Annotated in this window: 22 protein-coding genes and 2 pseudogenes; 10 read left to right on the top strand and 14 right to left on the bottom strand. The window is 37.1% G+C overall.

All coding sequences use genetic code 11. From position 1 onward, the window contains the following. Positions 1 to 63: 63 nt before the first annotated feature. Positions 64 to 768: an IS6-like element IS1008 family transposase gene (locus tag AC5YDH_RS13905; RefSeq protein ID WP_496120262.1), complete on the top strand. Its 705-nt coding sequence runs from the start codon at positions 64 to 66 to the stop codon at positions 766 to 768. 208 nt (positions 769 to 976) lie between these two features. On the opposite strand, the pseudogene AC5YDH_RS13910 reads toward AC5YDH_RS13905, so the two are convergent. Continuing rightward, positions 977 to 1,261 (bottom strand): annotated as a pseudogene (locus AC5YDH_RS13910) (ATP-binding protein); the annotation flags it as partial. Positions 1,262 to 1,940: 679 nt separating this feature from the next. On the opposite strand from AC5YDH_RS13910, the gene AC5YDH_RS13915 reads away from it, so the two are divergent. Both AC5YDH_RS13915 and AC5YDH_RS13920 read left to right on the top strand, forming a co-directional pair. Next, positions 1,941 to 3,428, top strand: a complete 1,488-nt coding sequence (locus AC5YDH_RS13915) for a SulP family inorganic anion transporter (RefSeq protein WP_004870779.1) — start codon at positions 1,941 to 1,943, stop codon at positions 3,426 to 3,428. A gap of 12 nt (positions 3,429 to 3,440) precedes the next feature. After that, positions 3,441 to 4,292, top strand: a complete 852-nt coding sequence (locus AC5YDH_RS13920; protein ID WP_496120360.1) for a universal stress protein — start codon at positions 3,441 to 3,443, stop codon at positions 4,290 to 4,292. Positions 4,293 to 4,454: 162 nt separating this feature from the next. Here AC5YDH_RS13920 and AC5YDH_RS13925 read toward each other — a convergent pair whose 3' ends face one another. From AC5YDH_RS13925 to arsC, 7 genes are all read right to left on the bottom strand, one after another. Then, complete coding sequence (locus AC5YDH_RS13925) at positions 4,455 to 5,546, bottom strand: ArsO family NAD(P)H-dependent flavin-containing monooxygenase (RefSeq protein WP_425265714.1); 1,092 nt, start codon at positions 5,544 to 5,546, stop codon at positions 4,455 to 4,457. A 96-nt stretch (positions 5,547 to 5,642) separates the two neighbouring features. After that, positions 5,643 to 6,593 (bottom strand): thioredoxin-disulfide reductase, encoded by a 951-nt coding sequence (trxB, locus tag AC5YDH_RS13930; protein ID WP_031380726.1) that lies wholly within the window; start codon positions 6,591 to 6,593, stop codon positions 5,643 to 5,645. An 18-nt stretch (positions 6,594 to 6,611) separates the two neighbouring features. Beyond that, positions 6,612 to 7,316 carry an arsenical resistance protein ArsH gene (gene arsH, locus AC5YDH_RS13935; protein ID WP_004644739.1) on the bottom strand — a complete coding sequence of 235 codons (705 nt, stop codon included), beginning with the start codon at positions 7,314 to 7,316 and terminating at the stop codon, positions 6,612 to 6,614. A 4-nt stretch (positions 7,317 to 7,320) separates the two neighbouring features. After that, positions 7,321 to 8,361: an ACR3 family arsenite efflux transporter gene (gene arsB, locus AC5YDH_RS13940; protein WP_004644740.1), complete on the bottom strand. Its 1,041-nt coding sequence runs from the start codon at positions 8,359 to 8,361 to the stop codon at positions 7,321 to 7,323. A 5-nt stretch (positions 8,362 to 8,366) separates the two neighbouring features. Continuing rightward, the gene (locus tag AC5YDH_RS13945) at positions 8,367 to 8,840 is read right to left on the bottom strand and encodes an arsenate reductase ArsC (RefSeq protein WP_031380725.1); all 474 of its coding nucleotides are present in this window, start codon (positions 8,838 to 8,840) and stop codon (positions 8,367 to 8,369) included. A 4-nt stretch (positions 8,841 to 8,844) separates the two neighbouring features. Next, complete coding sequence (locus AC5YDH_RS13950) at positions 8,845 to 9,168, bottom strand: metalloregulator ArsR/SmtB family transcription factor (RefSeq protein ID WP_031380724.1); 324 nt, start codon at positions 9,166 to 9,168, stop codon at positions 8,845 to 8,847. Positions 9,169 to 9,212: 44 nt separating this feature from the next. After that, entirely contained in the window at positions 9,213 to 9,641 is a 429-nt protein-coding gene (gene arsC / locus AC5YDH_RS13955) for an arsenate reductase (glutaredoxin) (protein WP_496120364.1), read from the bottom strand. 315 nt (positions 9,642 to 9,956) lie between these two features. On the opposite strand from arsC, the gene AC5YDH_RS13960 reads away from it, so the two are divergent. Continuing rightward, positions 9,957 to 10,532 (top strand): recombinase family protein, encoded by a 576-nt coding sequence (locus AC5YDH_RS13960; RefSeq protein WP_075316580.1) that lies wholly within the window; start codon positions 9,957 to 9,959, stop codon positions 10,530 to 10,532. Between the two features lie 185 nt (positions 10,533 to 10,717). On the opposite strand, the gene AC5YDH_RS13965 is transcribed toward AC5YDH_RS13960, so the two are convergent. Beyond that, positions 10,718 to 11,419: an IS1 family transposase gene (locus AC5YDH_RS13965; protein WP_496120367.1), complete on the bottom strand. Its 702-nt coding sequence runs from the start codon at positions 11,417 to 11,419 to the stop codon at positions 10,718 to 10,720. Between the two features lie 46 nt (positions 11,420 to 11,465). On the opposite strand from AC5YDH_RS13965, the gene AC5YDH_RS13970 reads away from it, so the two are divergent. Beyond that, positions 11,466 to 11,663: a hypothetical protein gene (locus AC5YDH_RS13970; protein WP_496120369.1), complete on the top strand. Its 198-nt coding sequence runs from the start codon at positions 11,466 to 11,468 to the stop codon at positions 11,661 to 11,663. 118 nt (positions 11,664 to 11,781) lie between these two features. On the opposite strand, the gene AC5YDH_RS13975 is transcribed toward AC5YDH_RS13970, so the two are convergent. Further along, positions 11,782 to 11,910: a hypothetical protein gene (locus AC5YDH_RS13975; RefSeq protein ID WP_496120371.1), complete on the bottom strand. Its 129-nt coding sequence runs from the start codon at positions 11,908 to 11,910 to the stop codon at positions 11,782 to 11,784. A gap of 317 nt (positions 11,911 to 12,227) precedes the next feature. Here AC5YDH_RS13975 and AC5YDH_RS13980 point away from each other — a divergent pair, with 317 nt between their 5' ends. From AC5YDH_RS13980 to AC5YDH_RS13990, 3 genes are all read left to right on the top strand, one after another. Continuing rightward, entirely contained in the window at positions 12,228 to 12,488 is a 261-nt protein-coding gene (locus AC5YDH_RS13980; protein ID WP_496120372.1) for a helix-turn-helix domain-containing protein, read from the top strand. Positions 12,489 to 12,715: 227 nt separating this feature from the next. Then, positions 12,716 to 13,750 carry a hypothetical protein gene (locus AC5YDH_RS13985; protein WP_496120374.1) on the top strand — a complete coding sequence of 345 codons (1,035 nt, stop codon included), beginning with the start codon at positions 12,716 to 12,718 and terminating at the stop codon, positions 13,748 to 13,750. A 55-nt stretch (positions 13,751 to 13,805) separates the two neighbouring features. Then, positions 13,806 to 14,624: a hypothetical protein gene (locus tag AC5YDH_RS13990; protein WP_496120376.1), complete on the top strand. Its 819-nt coding sequence runs from the start codon at positions 13,806 to 13,808 to the stop codon at positions 14,622 to 14,624. Positions 14,625 to 14,781: 157 nt separating this feature from the next. Here the strand turns inward: AC5YDH_RS13990 and AC5YDH_RS13995 are convergent, their stop codons facing one another. Both AC5YDH_RS13995 and AC5YDH_RS14000 read right to left on the bottom strand, forming a co-directional pair. After that, positions 14,782 to 15,072 carry an addiction module antidote protein gene (locus AC5YDH_RS13995; RefSeq protein ID WP_004969304.1) on the bottom strand — a complete coding sequence of 97 codons (291 nt, stop codon included), beginning with the start codon at positions 15,070 to 15,072 and terminating at the stop codon, positions 14,782 to 14,784. A 1-nt stretch (position 15,073) separates the two neighbouring features. Further along, positions 15,074 to 15,370: a type II toxin-antitoxin system RelE/ParE family toxin gene (locus AC5YDH_RS14000; protein WP_004647749.1), complete on the bottom strand. Its 297-nt coding sequence runs from the start codon at positions 15,368 to 15,370 to the stop codon at positions 15,074 to 15,076. 216 nt (positions 15,371 to 15,586) lie between these two features. Between AC5YDH_RS14000 and AC5YDH_RS14005 the strand changes: the two genes are divergently transcribed. Further along, the gene (locus AC5YDH_RS14005; protein WP_419339385.1) at positions 15,587 to 15,712 is read left to right on the top strand and encodes a hypothetical protein; all 126 of its coding nucleotides are present in this window, start codon (positions 15,587 to 15,589) and stop codon (positions 15,710 to 15,712) included. A 93-nt stretch (positions 15,713 to 15,805) separates the two neighbouring features. On the opposite strand, the gene AC5YDH_RS14010 is transcribed toward AC5YDH_RS14005, so the two are convergent. Then, a complete protein-coding gene (locus AC5YDH_RS14010) occupies positions 15,806 to 16,888 on the bottom strand; it encodes a hypothetical protein (RefSeq protein ID WP_496120379.1) in 1,083 nt (360 codons plus the stop codon). Positions 16,889 to 17,174: 286 nt separating this feature from the next. Then, a pseudogene (locus tag AC5YDH_RS14015) lies at positions 17,175 to 17,684 on the bottom strand (ISNCY family transposase); the annotation flags it as partial. A gap of 65 nt (positions 17,685 to 17,749) precedes the next feature. Between AC5YDH_RS14015 and AC5YDH_RS14020 the strand changes: the two are divergent. Continuing rightward, positions 17,750 to 18,377 (top strand): IS6-like element IS1008 family transposase (locus AC5YDH_RS14020; RefSeq protein WP_496120276.1); only part of this gene is annotated, 628 nt, incomplete at its 3' end.

Consider the following 18,377-nt stretch of genomic DNA (forward strand, 5'->3'; position numbering starts at 1 on the left):
GGCACTGTTGCAAATAGGCTGACATGATAAGCTAAATATCTTATTTATTTCGAGATACAGCAGATGAATCCCTTCCACGGTCGGCACTTTCAAGGTGAAATCATTCTTTGGGCTGTTCGTTGGTATTGTAAATATGGCATCAGCTATCGTGAACTTCAAGAAATGCTCGCTGAACGAGGCATAAATGTGGATCACAGTACAATTTATCGTTGGGTTCAGCGTTATGCTCCAGAAATGGAAAAACGGTTACGCTGGTATTGGCGTAATCCTACAGATTTACATTCATGGCATATGGATGAGACTTATATCAAAGTGAAGGGGCGATGGACTTACCTGTATCGTGCAGTTGATCAATGGGGTCATACGATTGACTTTTACCTTTCCGCTAGACGGAACAGTAAATCAGCCTATAGTTTTCTAGGAAAGATCTTCAATACGGTGAAAAAATGGCAAATTCCACGGGTCATCAATACAGATAAAGCAGCGACCTATGGCCATGCTTTATCACGATTAAAGCGAGAAGGAAAATGTCCAGTAGATATTGAGCACAGGCAGATTAAGTATAAAAATAATGTCATTGAATGTGATCATGGTAAGTTAAAGCGAATCATCAGGGCCACATTAGGATTCAAATCTATGAAGACTGCTTATGCCACAATTAAAGGTATTGAAGTCATGCGTGCACTACGTAAAGGACAAGCATCGTCATTTTATTATGGTCAGCCTCAGGGTGAAGTGTGTCTAATCAACAGGGTTTTCGGTCTCTAAGCACTTTTTAAAGGGAACATCATCGACTCAAATCACTATTTGCAACAGTGCCGTCTGGAGCTACTCAAACAACGTGAAGTCACGCTTTATGCTGTGGCATTTAACCATGCTGATGACCACCAGGATCAAACGATTGCGATGGATACCATTCAATATTTAAAGGAGTATCTGACCCGGTATTTTCCAACAGCCGTATGGCTGGATATCCCTAAGCTTGCATGTCACGCTTAGACACGCTGTACTTTATTTCAATGCTGAGCCCACCATAGGGTCGACGGGCATTGAAAGAGAGCTGATAGCCATATTGTTTTAACAGGTTAGCAGTTAATGGCAGTCCTAAACCATGGCCATGCTGCTGAGCAGATTTGCGCCAGAAGCGTTGTCCTAAATGTTGAATATCTTCTGCTGTAAGTTGCTGGCCATTATCTTCAATCACCAGGCAACCAGACTGCATGGAAATCCAAATCTGTTCAGCCTGTGCATGCAACAGTGCCCTCAAATCACTATTTGCAACAGTGCCCCTTTTTCTGGGTATACAAGCCTAAATTTTATGGAAGGGATTCATATGCTGCACCTTTAGCTAAAAGAGTATTCAGCTTACTATTCGTGGTTATTTGCAACAGTGCCTTCTGGTAAGGGTCGGCACCGGCACATCAAAAAAATCTCTCCCTTAGTACGGTTGTTTCTATCGGGAGCAGAATATTCATTTCGTTACTTTAGACCATGCTCTAAAGTTACACTAAAGTGTTGATCTAAGAAAAAGTATCAATTTTTATCTACCCTTTGTAAAATTTATATCACTTAAGCGCAATCCCAATAAAATAAGCATGTACAAAATAAAAGTAGCTGTCTTTAACTGCTATTTTTGATGGTTGTTCAAATCCATTTCTTCAAGGGAACATCATTGACTCAAATTTTTATTTGCAGAAGTGTCCTATATTTTCTTTCAAATTGCGGCTAGGGTGGATATAAAAGGACCTAGCTGCTATCATTGCCCCCGAAATCCTCCAAAATAGATATCTTTCTTAATATGACACTTACGCCACCATAAGTTTATTTACCTCTTAATTCAGTAAATAACTCATCACTGTCTAGTGATGTGGTGTAGTAGCTTGTGTGTCATATATCACATCACTAGCCTTTCCTAAAATTTAAAAAAATAGGCTATTTTCATGTTATCCACTATTCGAGAACAATGGTTCTCCAATATTCGCGGGGATGTTCTTGCGGGTATTGTTGTTGCTTTGGCTCTAATTCCTGAAGCAATTGCCTTCTCCATCATTGCAGGTGTCGACCCTAAAGTCGGGCTATATGCTTCATTCTGTATTGCAGTCGTGATTGCTTTCGTAGGTGGTCGCCCTGGTATGATTTCTGCTGCAACTGGTGCAATGGCTTTATTAATGGTCACACTGGTTAAAGAGCATGGTCTGCAATACTTATTAGCAGCCACAATTTTGACAGGATTTATTCAAATCCTAGCAGGTTATCTAAAATTAGGTGCTCTGATGCGGTTTGTATCAAAGTCAGTCGTGATTGGCTTTGTGAATGCCTTAGCTATTCTAATTTTTATGGCTCAATTGCCTGAACTCACCAATGTGACATGGCATGTCTATGCGATGACAGTTGGAGGTTTAGCTATTATTTATCTATTCCCTTATATCCCAGTGATAGGGAAGCTTTTACCCTCTCCTCTCATTTGTATTGTCCTCCTTACGCTCTTTGCCTTGTTCATTGGTTTAGATGTAAGAACCGTAGGCGATATGGGGCAATTACCAGATACGCTACCAATTTTCTTACTTCCTGATATTCCTTTAAATCTTGAAACTTTAGCTATTATTTTGCCTTATTCACTGGGATTAGCAGCCGTCGGTTTGCTTGAATCTATGATGACCGCAACAATTGTGGATGATTTAACCGATACCAATAGTGATAAAAACCGTGAGTGTAAAGGACAAGGTGTTGCCAATGTCGCTTCTGGCTTCTTAGGCGGAATGGCAGGCTGTGCCATGATTGGTCAATCCATTATTAATGTGAAATCTGGTGGACGTACCCGTTTATCATCATTTAGTGCTGGGGTCTTCCTGTTAATTATGGTGGTGTTTATCAGTGACTGGCTCAAAGTCATTCCAATGGCTGCACTGGTTGCGGTCATGATCATGGTAGCAATCGGAACATTTAACTGGGATTCATTACGAAATATTCGCCAATATCCAGTTTCTAGCAATATCGTGATGATCGTTACAGTCGTCGTGGTCGTTGCAACACATAACTTGGCTTATGGCGTATTAGTCGGTGTACTTCTTTCTGCATTATTTTTTGCCAATAAAATTGAACGCTACATGGCAATTCAGTCCGAATTTAATGAACCTGAAAATACCCGTATTTATACGGTAACAGGTCAAGTGTTCTTCAGCTCAGCAGATAAATTTACTTCTGCATTTGATTTCAAAGAAGCACTTTCAAAAGTTGTGATTGATGTTAGTCAGGCTCACTTCTGGGATGTGTCTGCGGTCGCTGCCGTAGATAAAGTGGTCATTAAGTTTAGACGTGAAGGCACAGAAGTCGAACTTATTGGAATGAATGAAGCTAGTAAAACATTAGTTGATAAGTTTGGTATCCACGACAAACCAGATGCTTTAGATCGCTTAAATAGCCACTAAGAGGGATGAAAAATGTCAAAAATTATTGCATGTATTGATGGATCATTAGTAACAAATACTGTGTGTGATTATGCAGCTTGGTTTAGCGATAAACTTAGTTCACCTATTAAACTATTGCATGTCATTGATAAGCCAAAAGCGAAAGCCCCACAAGATTTAAGTGGCGCAATTGGTCTAGGAAGTCGAGAAACCTTGCTAAACGAGTTAGTTGAACTCGAAGAACGTAAGGGGAAAATTGAGCTAGAGCATGGTCAGATTCTTCTTCGGGAAGCAAAGAATTATCTATTGGAGAAGTTCTCTATTGATGCTCAAAGTTTTCAACGCCATGGCAGTCTTTTAGAAACAATTATGGGAATGGAAGAAGACATTCGAGTTCTTATTATGGGGAAGCATGGAACTGAAACCGAGCATGATTCCAGTAAAGTTGGAACCCATATTGAAAATGTTGTTCGTGCCCTTCATAAACCCGTATTAATAACATCTGCACCCTTTAGTCCACCTAAGTCTTTTTTAATTGCTTTTGATGGAAGTCCTACTGCACGTATTTGTGTAGACAAAATTGCAAATAGTCCTTTATTAAAAACCCTGACAGCTCATGTGGTATATGTTGGTAAGCCAAATAGTGATATGACATCTCAAGTTACTTGGGCAAAAGAGCTGCTTGCAAATAATGGTTTTAATGTAATTGATATCGTACTTGAAGGTGATGTCGATAAATCAATATTAGATTACCAAGAGAAAAACGCTATTGATATGATGGTGGTTGGTGCATATGGTCACTCAAAGATACGCCAGTTTTTTATTGGGAGTACGACGACCAAATTGTTGTCAAGCTCAATAAAACCTGTACTTTTATTGAGATGACACTAAAGCCTTGAATAGATTTTTTATCTATTCAAGGCTTGGTATTTATAATTAGGTAGGGCGACTAAAATTATGAAAATGGAATTACTTTAACTCACCTGATATAGCTGAAGCATGAAAGTAAAAGAATTGGCTTTAAAATCATCTAAGGGAGTAGATAGCTTATTTTTCTAAAGAATTTTTAGTATCAACTTCGTGTAGATAAGCAACGATTTCATCCACTGTGGCTCTCGCTGCCCTTGAAACACCCACCAGTGTCGCTGAACCAGGTCCGGTCCATTCACCATATCCTACTAACCATAGGTTAGATTGTTTGACTGATCTGCTTCCTTCAACCAGTATCGTATTATTTTCCTCTACTATTCCAAGTGGCTTTAAATGGTCTAAAGTCGCTTTAAATCCAGTACACCAAATCACTGCATCAACCTGTTGAAAAGATCCATCTTCCCAAATCACGCCATTTTCCGTAAAAACCGAAAATGGGCGCTCACTATGTAAAACGCCTCGTGCACGTGCATCTTTGACTGAATCAATCATGACAATATCACCCAGACCGCCAACAGGCTGATCTATTGTACGGCCTTCTAATTGTGCCTTTAAACGCTCTGTCGCACGTAAAAACAGTACACGGCCATCAACATCATCTGCTAAAAATTGAGGAGGTGTTGGCGTGATCCAAAGAGTGTCTGCCACTTGGGAAACTTCAGCCAAAATTTGTGCTCCAGAATTTCCACCACCGACTATCATGACGTGCTTATCTTTAAAAAGTTCTGCATTTTGATAATGGGCGGAGTGTAATTGCAGACCTTTGAAATTTTCTTGGCCAGGGTAAGATGGGATATAAGGATGACTCCAGGTGCCCGTTGCACTGATTACAGCCTTGGCTCTCCATGTCTGTTCACCTGCATGCACACTCAATACTTCTCCTTCGCTTTTGACGTGATCAACATATACAGGACGAATAATCGGAAAGTGGTAACGCTGCTCATATTGCTGCAAGTATTCAATAACTTCTTTCTTGGTCGGATACGTTTGTTCTGTATTCGGCATAACCCAACCTGGTAAGGAACTCCAGCTATTCGGTGAAAACAGACGCAAAGAATTCCAAGCATGTAACCAGGCTCCACCTGCTTGATTTTGATCATCTAAAATAATAAATGGTATTTTTTTTCGCTTTAAAAAATAAGCTGTAGATAAAGCTGCCTGTCCACCACCGATAATGATGACATCAGTTTCCGTCTGTTTCTGATTCAAAGCCTTGTCCCCTTTTATTTTTTCTTTAATATAAAAACCCAATCCTGAAGACTGGGCTTTTACAATATTCACTATATTTTTATGACAACATCAAAATCAACTTAAACTATCAAGATATTTTTCAGCATCTAATGCAGCCATACAACCGGAGCCTGCTGAAGTAATCGCTTGGCGATAAACTGAATCAGCCACATCACCGGCAGCGAATACACCTGGCACTGAAGTAGCAGTGGCATTCCCCGCTGTTCCGCTTTGGATCTGAATATAGCCATCACGTAACTCAAGTTGCGCTGAAAACATCTCAGTATTTGGTTTGTGACCAATTGCCACGAATAAACCCTGTACCTCAATATCTTGCTTTGATCCATCTACAGTGGATTTTAAACGCACTCCAGTTACTCCGGTGTTATCGCCTAACACTTCATCCACTTGATTGTTCCAAAGAATGCTAATTTTGCCTTCTTTCTGTTTTGCAAAAAGATGGTCTTGTAGAATTTTTTCAGAACGCAATGAATCTCGGCGATGTACTAAAGTCACGTGAGCTGCAATATTAGACAGGTAAAGCGCCTCTTCAACCGCAGTGTTACCACCGCCTACAACCATCACCTTCTGGTTCTTATAGAAGAAACCGTCACAAGTTGCACAGGCACTTACACCTTGCCCCATGAATTTGGCTTCAGACTCAAGACCTAAGTATTGTGCCGTTGCACCTGTGGCAATAATCAGGGCATCACAGGTGAGTTCTTCCATATCGCCTTTCAGCACGAATGGACGAACGCTTAAATCCACTTTACTGATATGGTCATAGACGATTTCGGTGCCAAAACGTTCCGCATGCGCTTGCATACGTTCCATGAGTGCGGGGCCTGTTAAACCTTCTGGATCACCCGGCCAGTTATCGACTTCAGTGGTCGTGGTTAATTGACCACCGAGTTGTAAGCCTGCAACTAAAGTGGGTTTAAGATTAGCCCGTGCTGCATATACCGCAGCGCTGTAACCCGCAGGACCTGAGCCAAGAATGATTAATTTAGAATGTCTCTTTTGCATTTAAGATCACCTGGCAGCTTACAAACTGCGCTGATTGACACGTTTAGATAATTCTTCAGCTGATTCCTTACGTTCTGAATAACGATCTGTCAGGTATTTGCTTTGTCCACGAGTCAGTAGGGTGAACTTAAATAACTCTTCCATCACATCCACAATCCGGTCATAGAAAGCCGAAGGTTTCATTCGTCCATCTTCTTCAAACTCCAAAAAAGCTTTTGGAACTGAAGACTGATTTGGAATGGTGATCATCCGCATCCACCGCCCCAAAATACGCATCTGGTTCAGGCTGTTAAAGGACTGTGATCCGCCACTGACTTGCATCAAGGCAAGAGTTTTACCTTGGGTTGCACGGATTGCCCCTCCTGCCAGTGGAATCCAGTCGATTTGAGATTTAAAGATGGAACTCATAGAACCATGGCGTTCAGGTGAACACCAGACCATGCCTTCTGACCATGCTAAAAGCTCATGCAACTCTTTTACTTTTGGATGCTCAGTATCCGCATCTTCTGGTAAAGGAAGCCCTTTAGGATGAAAGATTTTTATTTCCGCCCCAAAATGCTCAAGGATTCGACCGGCTTCAAGAACTGCAAGGCGACTGTAAGAACGTTCTCGATTAGAGCCATACAGCAGCAAAATTCGCGGAGGATGAGCAAGTTCTTTGGCTTGAACTTTTTCAAAGGTGGGTTGCTCAAGAAGATTTAGATCTACATTTGGGAGATTCATAGAGTTAGGCCTCTTTAAAAACTTTCTTTCTCAGCCAGAGTGAAACACTCACCAAGGCAATCAACACAGGAACTTCGACCAGTGGGCCAATAATCGTGGTAAAAGCAACAGGGGACGCGATACCAAAAGTTGCAATCGCTACTGCAAGTGATAATTCAAAATTATTCCCCGCTGCGGTAAATGCAATTGCTGTGGTCTTAGGATAGTCATTGCCCATCCATTTACTCATAAAGAAACTGATGAAGAACATTAAAACGAAGTAAATGGTTAAAGGAATCGCGATGCGTAAAACTTCAAGCGGAAGACTCACGACATCACCGCCTTTTAGGCTAAACATGGCCAGAATGGTGAACAGCAAAGCCATTAAACTCAGCGGACTGATTTTCGGAATGAACTTGGTTTCATACCATTCCACGCCTTTCTGTTTCACCAAAATCCATCGCGTTAAGAAACCTAATAAGAACGGAATACCAAGATAAACCAGAACAGCATGGGTGATGGTCCAGAAATCGACATTAATGACCTGCGAAGCGACACCAAAATAGGGTGGCAGGAAGGTCAGGAATAACCAGGCATAGGTACTGAAAAATAGAATCTGGAAAATGCTGTTAAAGGCAACTAATGCTGCAACATATTGATTATCACCACAGGCCAAGCCATTCCACACCAGAACCATGGCAATACATCGAGCAAGACCAATCAGGATGACACCGGTCATATATTCTGGATAACTATGTAAAAATATGATTGCCAGGGCAAACATAAGTACTGGCGCGATCAGCCAGTTTTGTACTAAGGATAAAGTAAGGGTTTTCTTATCCTTAAACACTTGTGGCAAAGTCGCATAGTTCACTTTTGCCAGTGGTGGATACATCATTAGAATAAGACCAATCGCGATTGGAATATTCACTGAATCAATGCTTAATTTATCGAGTGCGACAGAAGCCTGAGGAAAGAAGTTTCCGATGGCAATGCCTAAGGCCATGGCAATAAAAATCCATAGCGTCAGGTTGCGATCTAAAAAAGATAAGCGTTTTTCAGACATTTCACTTACTCAACGTTCGAAATTTGATTAATTGCTGCAATCAATTCTGAGCGAGATAGTTTATCTACATTAAGTTTAAATAAAACATCTAAGCGACGATTGATATGTTCAACAGTGCTCATAAAGGCTTTCATTTTTTCTTCTTTATTCACGTCTAAGTGTGAAGGATCAGCCAAGCCCCAATGTGCCTTGATTGCTCCACCCAAATAAAGTGGACATGCTTCTTGAGCAGCAGAATCACATACTGTGATCACAACATCAGGTTGATATTGTTCACAATCATTAATTGTTTTACTCCATAAACCTTCGGTAGATAATCCTAAGTTTTCAAGGGATTCTAAAGTTAGCGGGTGAACTTGACCTGAAGGCTTACTCCCAGCGCTATAGGCTTTCCAACCTTCTGGTGCTCGGCTATTAAACAAAACTTCAGACAAAATGCTACGGCAGCTATTTCCAGTACATAAAAATAAAAATTTCATTGAATTACTCACAATAACTATTTACAGAAAGGGGGTGTTGATCATCCGGCTTTGATTGAGATTGAACCGTCTTCAAAATATCTAAAATTTCATAACACCAGTCGGCCAATTTTGGATTGATACTGTAGTAAACCCATTGGCCTTGTCTGCGATCTTGAAGTAGCCCTGAAGCACGTAAGAGGGCTAAATGCCTGGAAATTTTAGGTTGACTGAGTTGTAGTTTTTCAGTCAAATCACACACACATAGTTCTTTATTTTCAACAATTAATGTCACTATATTGAGACGTGTTTCATCTGATAAGCATTTAAAAAAATTAACTTGATCCATATAAGTCTTCTTCACATTCTTTCCATTCAAGAGATGAGAAAGTGCTATTTAATTCTTTGGCCATTTTCATCAATAATTTTTTCACCATCTTCTTTGCTAAATGCGCCTTTTTGAGGTGACGGGAGAATATCCAAAACAACTTCAGAAGGACGACACAAACGTGTACCTAAATCAGTAACAACAAATGGGCGGTTAATCAAAATGGGATGTTGAAGCATAAAGTTTAAAAGCTGTTCATCAGACCAATCTTCCCGATCAATTTCTAAATCAGAATATGGAGGTACATTTTTACGAATTGCTTCTCTAACAGTTAAACCAGAACTACGAATAAGTTCAATTAATTCTGCTTTCGAAGGTGGGGTAATTAGATATTCAATAACGGTTGGTTCAATTCCTGTATTTTGAATTAAAGCTAAGGTATTCCTTGATGTACCACACTCAGGATTGTGATAAATCTTTATGGTTGAGAACATTTTGACTGACTCTGCTATTAGAAACTCAGATATATTTATATATGAATTTCCATATATATGCAAATACGTATATTGATTTTATTTAAATTACTCAATGCCAATAAGTGTATATATATTCTTGCAAATTCTTATGAGTGAGAAAAAACTCGTTATTTAAATATGTAAATTTAGAGTAAACCCTAAAGTAACAATATAAAAGTTCTTAAAACTATGTAACATTTAAATGATTTTTAACCATATATAACATGTAACTTTGATATTTAAGATTTATAATTTACGAAATTGTTCATTTTTATCTAATTGGGGCGTGAAAGAGTGAAAGGCCAAAAAGTAGGTTATGTGCGAGTGAGTTCGGTCGAGCAAAATACAGGGCGTCAACTTGAGGGAATTGAAGTCGACCGGATTTTTGTTGACCGTGCTTCGGGTAAAAATACCGACCGACCGAAATTTCAAGAAATGTTGAACTATGTCCGGGAAGGGGACAGGGTGATTGTACATTCCATGGATCGTTTTGCACGAAGTCTAAAAGATTTGGTCACTGAAGTAGATAAACTGGTCAAAAGAGGGATCGCTATCCAGTTTGTAAAAGAGAATATTACTTTTACTGCCCAATCCACGCCGATGGATAATTTGATGCTGCAACTGATGGGTGCTTTTGCGCAATTTGAACGTGAAATCATTCTGGAAAGGCAAAAGGAAGGAATTAAACTCGCCTCTGTTCAAGGGAAGTACAAAGGCCGGGTACATAAATTGAAGCCTGATAAAGCTGAAGCTTTGCGACAAGCATGGAAGGAAGGGCAGTATCCTTCAAAAATGGCATTAGGCCAGGCATTTGGAATTAGCCGCCAAGCGGTATACCGCTATTTAAAAGCCGGAGAGGAACTCAGTTGAAATTGGCGACTATAATTATTTATCTTATGAAAACTGTGGAACACTGACCCGGTACGGTTCATCTACGAGTTTCCATAAATCTTTATCAGTAAAGAGTTTGAAGCAATCTACTATGATAAGATGAACCCGTTAGGTCAAGTAGCCTAACTTAAATAAAAGGTGGTGTTTCCAAAAGTATGCTGAAATTAAATGAAGCCATTATTGATATAAAAGAAGGTTAAGTCGAAGGCTTTAAAATGGTTTTCAAGCTTTTTCGAAAAATTACAACTTTTCCTAAAACTACGTCTAATTCGATGCCTTATTTTACAATTATTTCCTTCAATACCTACAGTAAAAAACTTACCAATACTTTGCTTACAGTTTTTAAAGGCAGTCACAAAACTATCCCAGTGATCACTTGAAATTCGGGTGTAGTGAACACCTAATTGCTTTAACTTTGCCTTCAATCGTTGGACTGTCGCCAGATCTCGTTTACCCCAAACATAAGCAACAATTTCACCTGTTTCTCTATGGTATGCGTAAATAAGCCATTGTTTATTCTTTTTATTTCCTACAAAAGTCCAAAACTCATCAACCTCAATAGATTCATAATAATTTTGCTTAGGGCGAATTTTATAAGTGGATTTACTTAATGTTCGTAAAACCTTACCTATGCTGACACGCTCGGTTTCTGCAATATCTCTTATACCATCCCCTCTAACCATCAGGTGGAGTATTTTATTTGTTATACCAGAATGACAACCTCGGTAACTAAGAGCATGATCCCCAATAAACTGACGCTTGCAGTTTTTACATTGATAGTTTTGCTTACCATTTAGTTTGAAGCCATTTTTCTTTATACTGTCACTTCGACAGGTTGGACATTTGATTTCTAGTGTTATTTGCATCTCACTATTTTATCAAAAGCCAACCTGTTTTTTTTCAGCATACTTTTTGAAACACCACCAAAAATTTAATGATGATGTACGTAAATCTGTAATTTATCAAAGTGTTTGGAAGCATAAAAAAGAATATTTTGAGGCAAATAAACTTTTTATGCAGGTATTAGAAGCTTTGGCTACTCATCAATATGAGGATCAAAAGTTATTCGAATATGAGATTGATAAGCAGAACCGGGAAAATACTAAATAGATTTCTCCAATTTTTAAACTCATCACTCCAAAACACCCTACAATCCTTATATAGCAAGGGTTTAAGACTTGTTTTAATTAATTTATTTTTGAAAAAATGGAGTAGAGCGTTTGCAATATCAATAATGATATTCAGATTCTGTAAGCACAGCAATTTCATCTGCATGTGCTGTATATTCATCTAGATTATCGAGCAATTCAGCTTCCGAGAATGGGAATTTATTTTCTGAAATTTCAACAGTATTCATATTTTAAATCCGAGAACAAAGTAGTGCTTTAAAAAACTGTACTGCGTACTGCTGAGAAACTTGGTCTCAGTATGGATCAACTTGCTCAGGTTCTAGGTGTAGATCACTCGGCAATAATTAATATGGGGGAGATCCTGTTTCAAAGCCTGGTCAGCAAGCATTGTTATTGATGTTCCAGTCATTATATGCGTTGAACTGTGGTGATGTAGAAGCAATTCAAACTTTTACGCATAAAGTTTGCTATATAGCGAACTTTAAATATTTTATGAATAAAGTTCGCTATATAGCAAATAAAATGCTTTGGAGTTCGATGAAAAATGGCTTCTAGAAAAGAAATTGGAGAACAAATTAGGTCAGCGAGAAAGAAATTGGGGTATACACAGAAAATGGTTTCAGAAAAAACTGGAGTCAATAAAACAACGATTTCAGAAATCGAGAATGGCCATTTCACTGGTTCTTTCCACTTATTTGAACTTGTTCTCTGTAGTGTTAAATTACAGTTTGAAGTGGTGCCTAAAAAGTATGAATTTCCCAATTGGTATGAAATCGAATCTTTATTCAAAGAAGAAGATGAATAAAGCGAATACCTATCTATAGCCGCTTGAGTTGATGAACGAACGAATTTCGCATAAGAGATTTTATGTTAAATGCTAGATTCTTTTTGCTATCTAACTAGAAGGTGTCTACAAAGCGTGTGGTTATTCAAAATTTATAAGCACATAATCAGAGAAAATATAGGAAATATCTATTAAATATCTCAATTAATCAATACTATATGATTTAATAATAAAAGGTTGTTAATGTAATGAATTCAATAGATCCAAAATTTAAGTTTTTATCGATATGTGATGATTTGGTTATTAAGGGAAAAGTATTATTTGCCGAAACAACTTATGAAAAGGCCTTAGAGTACTTATACCCATTGATAACAAGACTCGATATTCAGAGAAATACATTAAATACAAAACTGTACTCTAGATTGGAATATGACATTATTGAAGGATGTGTAATGCCTCCAATTACTGTATCTCTTATACATAGTGTTTCTGACGATGAAGCTAGTGATGTTACAAACATTCAGAATTATATTGAAGACCATATAAGTGATGCATTCATTCTTGATGGTATACAACGCTTAAATGCTTTACATCGAGCATCAACAAAAGATGGCTATGATCCTAGTAGAAAAATTTATCTAAATTTTATTCTTGCGAAGTCAAGAGATAAGTTTTTGTATCGAATGATCACACTAAACAATGGACAACGTCCTATGTCTGCTAGACATCAGATAGAGATTCTTGCTGACTTGTTCTATGACTTTAACTCTATGGATATTAATTTATTAGCCGAGAAATCAAACTCAAAAGTAAGAGGACCAAACTCTTTTAAGAAGGCTGATTTTGTACAAGGATATTCGTCATTTTTAAGTAAAAATATTAATATTGATAATGAAAAAATAATTGAATCGAAGATGGATGAGATTCTTGCTTCTAAAATTATTGAGAATAAAGAAGTAAATATAGATTTTGCCGAAGTAGTTGAATTAGTTAATAAAAGTGATGATGATCAGTTTGTCGCAAGTTGGCTTAGAGTACCAAATAATTTCATTGGATTTTGTGCTGCTGTAGGATTTTCATTAGAAGATATTTTGAATAATAGTATTGATGATTTCTTTTTCCAGATTAAAAGATTTGAAGAGTGTTTCTTAGCTTTGAACGTCAGTAAGATTAAAGTGGGCAAAGCAAGAAAACTATCTGTTTATAACTTTATCAAAGATTATCAAATGTATAAAACCTACGATAACAATGACTTAATTCTAGAAATGGCAACCTGGGTGTAAAATGTATTTCAAATACAAAGAGCTTAATTTTCATTCTTCTAGAAAGCAAAAGTGGATGGAAGGAAGTCTATCCCCTCAGATTCTTTTGATTTATTTATTGTTAGGGAAAATCAGCCCTTGTGATGTAGAGCAGAAAGTTTATATTCAAAATCTCAATTACTTTTCAATACCTCCAATTGAACAAAATGATAGCTTTAATTCGTCTTTATGTAATCTATTGGCTAGTAATGATTTAAATATAAGCTCACGATTGTTCTATTCAAAAATTAATTATTCTAACTCTAATTTTTACTTGGATATTTTGGCGGAATTTCATTATTACTTTCATTTATATAGCAAAAAAAACTATGAAGCTTCTTTTTTATTCTTGTATAGAATAATGGAGAGGTTCTCATATGCAATTCCACTGTTATATAGCCGAATAAATAATAATTATTTTGGAAGCTTTGAAAGTTTCAAGAAAATGTTTACTGCTATTGGTAGTGATGGTAAGGAAATAGGATTTTTCTCAAATTTTATAAAAGATAATCCTGATTTTCTAAGTCCTTATGATCCATTGATTACTAAAATTAGTTTTAACTTCTCTCCGTATGACGATAAAGATAAGTTTATTAAAGTCTTTAAAACTCATTGTTCTCAGTTTTGTGAGATTGACGAATATAATGGAATTGTTGAAGTTGAGATGAACAAACTCATTGATTTTTTTGTAACTTTAAGGAATAGAATATTCCATTATAGGTTCGGTGATGGAAAAAATAATATAAAGTTTAGCTCAATGAAAAATCCACAATATCTGTTTAAGATATTGAGTGAAGGCATAGCCAATTATTTAGCTATAATTTGTTTGAGAATTTGTATTAAAGATATTCAATGAATCTAGCTTACATTAGATGGCTGTTAGTTATTCATAGTACATTTGAATTTTGCGAGCCTTAAGTATTAGTAAATTTATCTAAAATTAACATAATACACCTTATACGAATCTAAAAATGGGAGCCTTTAGCTCCCATTTTTACTATATTTTTAAAGTTTTAAGCGTGTTGTACTGTGAGTTTTAAGCCTAAAGCATTTACTACACGATTAATCGTATCAAAACGTGGTGCTGAATCCTGACGTAGGGCTTTGTAGAGTGCTTCACGCCCAATCCCTGCTTCTTTAGCGATTTGAGTCATGCCACGAGCTTTAGCAATAACACCAAGTGCATGGGCTAATTCAGCTGGATCATTTTCTTCAAGAACCATATTGAGATACATCACAATGTCTTCTTCAGTTTTGAGCGACTCAGCCATATCAAAACTTGGTAAATCAGCGACTTTAACCATTTTAATCCTCCAATGTTTTCGATAGTTTGACTGCCCGATCGATGTCTTGTTGTTGAGTTGATTTATCTCCACCACCAAGCATTACAATCACAACGTCACCATGTTGGATGTAATACATCCTCCATCCAGAACCGAAGAATTCTCTCATTTCCCAAACGCCATCTTGGAGAGGTTTAATGTCTCCCCAGTTTCCACGTTGAACCTTATCTAATCGACGATTCAGGCGGATACGGGTCATATTGTCTTTAATGCCATCCAACCATTCATCAAATTCTGGAAGACGTTTAATTTCAATCATGAGGATTCCTTATCTTCTCACTATATTGTATTCGATCGAATACAATATGCAAGTAATTTATACGAACATCCATTAATTTCGTATAACACCATTATGTTAAATACATAATTTTTTTGGTTAAAATTTAAACTTTTTTACTGTTTTTCAGGCAAAATGCATATTTTTTTGAAGCCATACTTTCCTTGTCAGATGTTCAAACATTTTAAGGAGAAAGCAATGACACAAACAGCGAATGATCAACGTGCTACAGTAAAAAATCCTAATAATATTCAACATACGCAGAATCAGGACAACCGTAGCCGACAATTGAATCCTAATCATAAACCTACGAAATCTAAATAAGGATGAAAACTATGAGCACAGCAGGTTGGCCTAGTACTACTGGAAATCCATCAGGTGGTGGCCGAGACAATAATCCACCTCGTAAATAAAAATTTATTTATCTTGTAATATCAATTCAGAAGGCCAAAGATATTGGCCTTCTGAAGGATATTTCTTCAGGAAGGCTTCCCATATCACGATAAAATCTTCTGATGTAGCTAACGTAGAAACGCTGGCTGTTTTTTGAAAATGTTTATAATAAAAGTCTTGCCAAAAATATATTAACCATAGGCCAGCTATGGCATTAATACTTTCAAACCACTTATCTTCTGGAAGTTCATTTTTCAGGAATAAATAATTCTCTTCTGAGACTTGTTCATAAATTTCATCATTTTTAAACTCACCATAAGGTAGACCTAGGAACTCATAGACTTCATTCAAGTAGCATAGTCTTCTGTTTTCTCTAACTTTTTTAATTAGTTGTATAAATTCTTTAATTTGTTCATCTTCGAGAGAAGGATCTAACCATTGCTCAAAACCATTAGTTGGAGGAATAGTCTTCAGAATCTCGACTTTATGTCCTTTTGTTGCTTCAAACTTTGCATTTATCTTTAAGATAAATAAAAGAAAATCTGTAAAAGTTTTTGATGGGAAGTATGGTCGTTTATTTTTAAACTTAAACTTTAATGCTTGGTTTAGTGAGATTGATTGGAATCCCCACTTCTTAGAAATTAAATGATCTAAGTGAATTAAAATTAGCAGTATATTGACGCCAGAATTTCTAAGCATCTCATGACTAATAATATTCTTTAAATCACCGTTAAAGCTAAAGTTATTTACCAGAAAATCATGTAGTTTGCAGACATCTTCATATAAAAAATTATTTTTTTCTAATTCTGAAAATAGCTTTATATGCTCATTCCAATAAAAAAAATCGTTATTCTTAATTGGATATAGTTCTAAGATTTTTAAGCAGTATGCAAAATTATAGTTTTCTTCATCTACAGCTAAAGAAGTTGCTGAATTAAGTACGAAAAACCCCATTTCTGAAGCAAATTCGGATTTAATTTTAACTTTAGCTATTTCATCATTTTCAAATGGAACATTAGTATATTTTTTCTCAATTTTACCTAGTTTCTTAGCCAGGTTTTTATCCATATTTTTCAATATTAAACAGTAGAATTCTAAAGGATTCATGGATGCCCTAATTTTTTAAAAAATCTAAAATTAACATAATACGCGTTATACGAAGTTAAAATGTTAGAACCCATTTAAAGTGTCTATATTCTCACCAATAAAAATGTCTGGTTTATGATGGTTTTTATCACCATGGACTGGATATAAAATATAGATGCTGATCACTATGTCTGACAAAGAAATTCAACGTCTTGCAGTTCTGCAAGACGTTCGAGATCAATGGGTTCTAACAAGTTCTGTTATTCCAAAGTAGAAATGTCCTACCTAATAACCAAATAGAAATGTCCTATACAGACACTTCCAAGTCAAGCACAGGATTCAGATTTCGTTGTTGAATTGCTGTTTTCTGTGCACGTCTACGTGGCATAGCTTGAGAACGATTTCGTTTGTTTTGCTGTTCCAACTCTTCATGCTGCTGTTGAATATGTGCCAGCACAGAACCCAAACGTTTATTCTCAACGATCTCTCGCTGGTTGAGCTGACTTAATTTATCAAAGATGCTGTAATTGATCTTCCGACCTTCATGCATGATAGCTACAGTACCATCCGGATATTCTAGAAACTCAAGATACTTGCCGATCAACCTTTGATTTTCTTCTGTATTTTTCAGGAGATATACGCATTTATCATAAGTAATGGTCAGACTCTTCGTGACTCTGCGAGGTTCACGCCAGGTAAAAATATCATCTAACCCCTCGGCTGTTTCAGTGACAGTCCGGTGTAGATCCTTGGGATTAAAAGCCATCTTGGCAAATTTACGATTAAACTGCTCGATAAAACAGGGCAACCACTTATTCGGGCACTGTTGCAAATAGGCTGACATGATAAGCTAAATATCTTATTTATTTCGAGATACAGCAGATGAATCCCTTCCACGGTCGGCACTTTCAAGGTGAAATCATTCTTTGGGCTGTTCGTTGGTATTGTAAATATGGCATCAGCTATCGTGAACTTCAAGAAATGCTCGCTGAACGAGGCATAAATGTGGATCACAGTACAATTTATCGTTGGGTTCAGCGTTATGCTCCAGAAATGGAAAAACGGTTACGCTGGTATTGGCGTAATCCTACAGATTTACATTCATGGCATATGGATGAGACTTATATCAAAGTGAAGGGGCGATGGACTTACCTGTATCGTGCAGTTGATCAATGGGGTCATACGATTGACTTTTACCTTTCCGCTAGACGGAACAGTAAATCAGCCTATAGTTTTCTAGGAAAGATCTTCAATACGGTGAAAAAATGGCAAATTCCACGGGTCATCAATACAGATAAAGCAGCGACCTATGGCCATGCTTTATCACGATTAAAGCGAGAAGGAAAATGTCCAGTAGATATTGAGCACAGGCAGATTAAGTATAAAAATAATGTCATTGAATGTGATCATGGTAAGTTAAAGCGAATCATCAGGGCCACATTAGGATTCAAATCTATGAAGACTGCTTATGCCACAATTAAAGGTATTGAAGTCATGCGTGCACTACGTA

It is taken from the genome of Acinetobacter sp. FY683 (assembly GCF_059515885.1).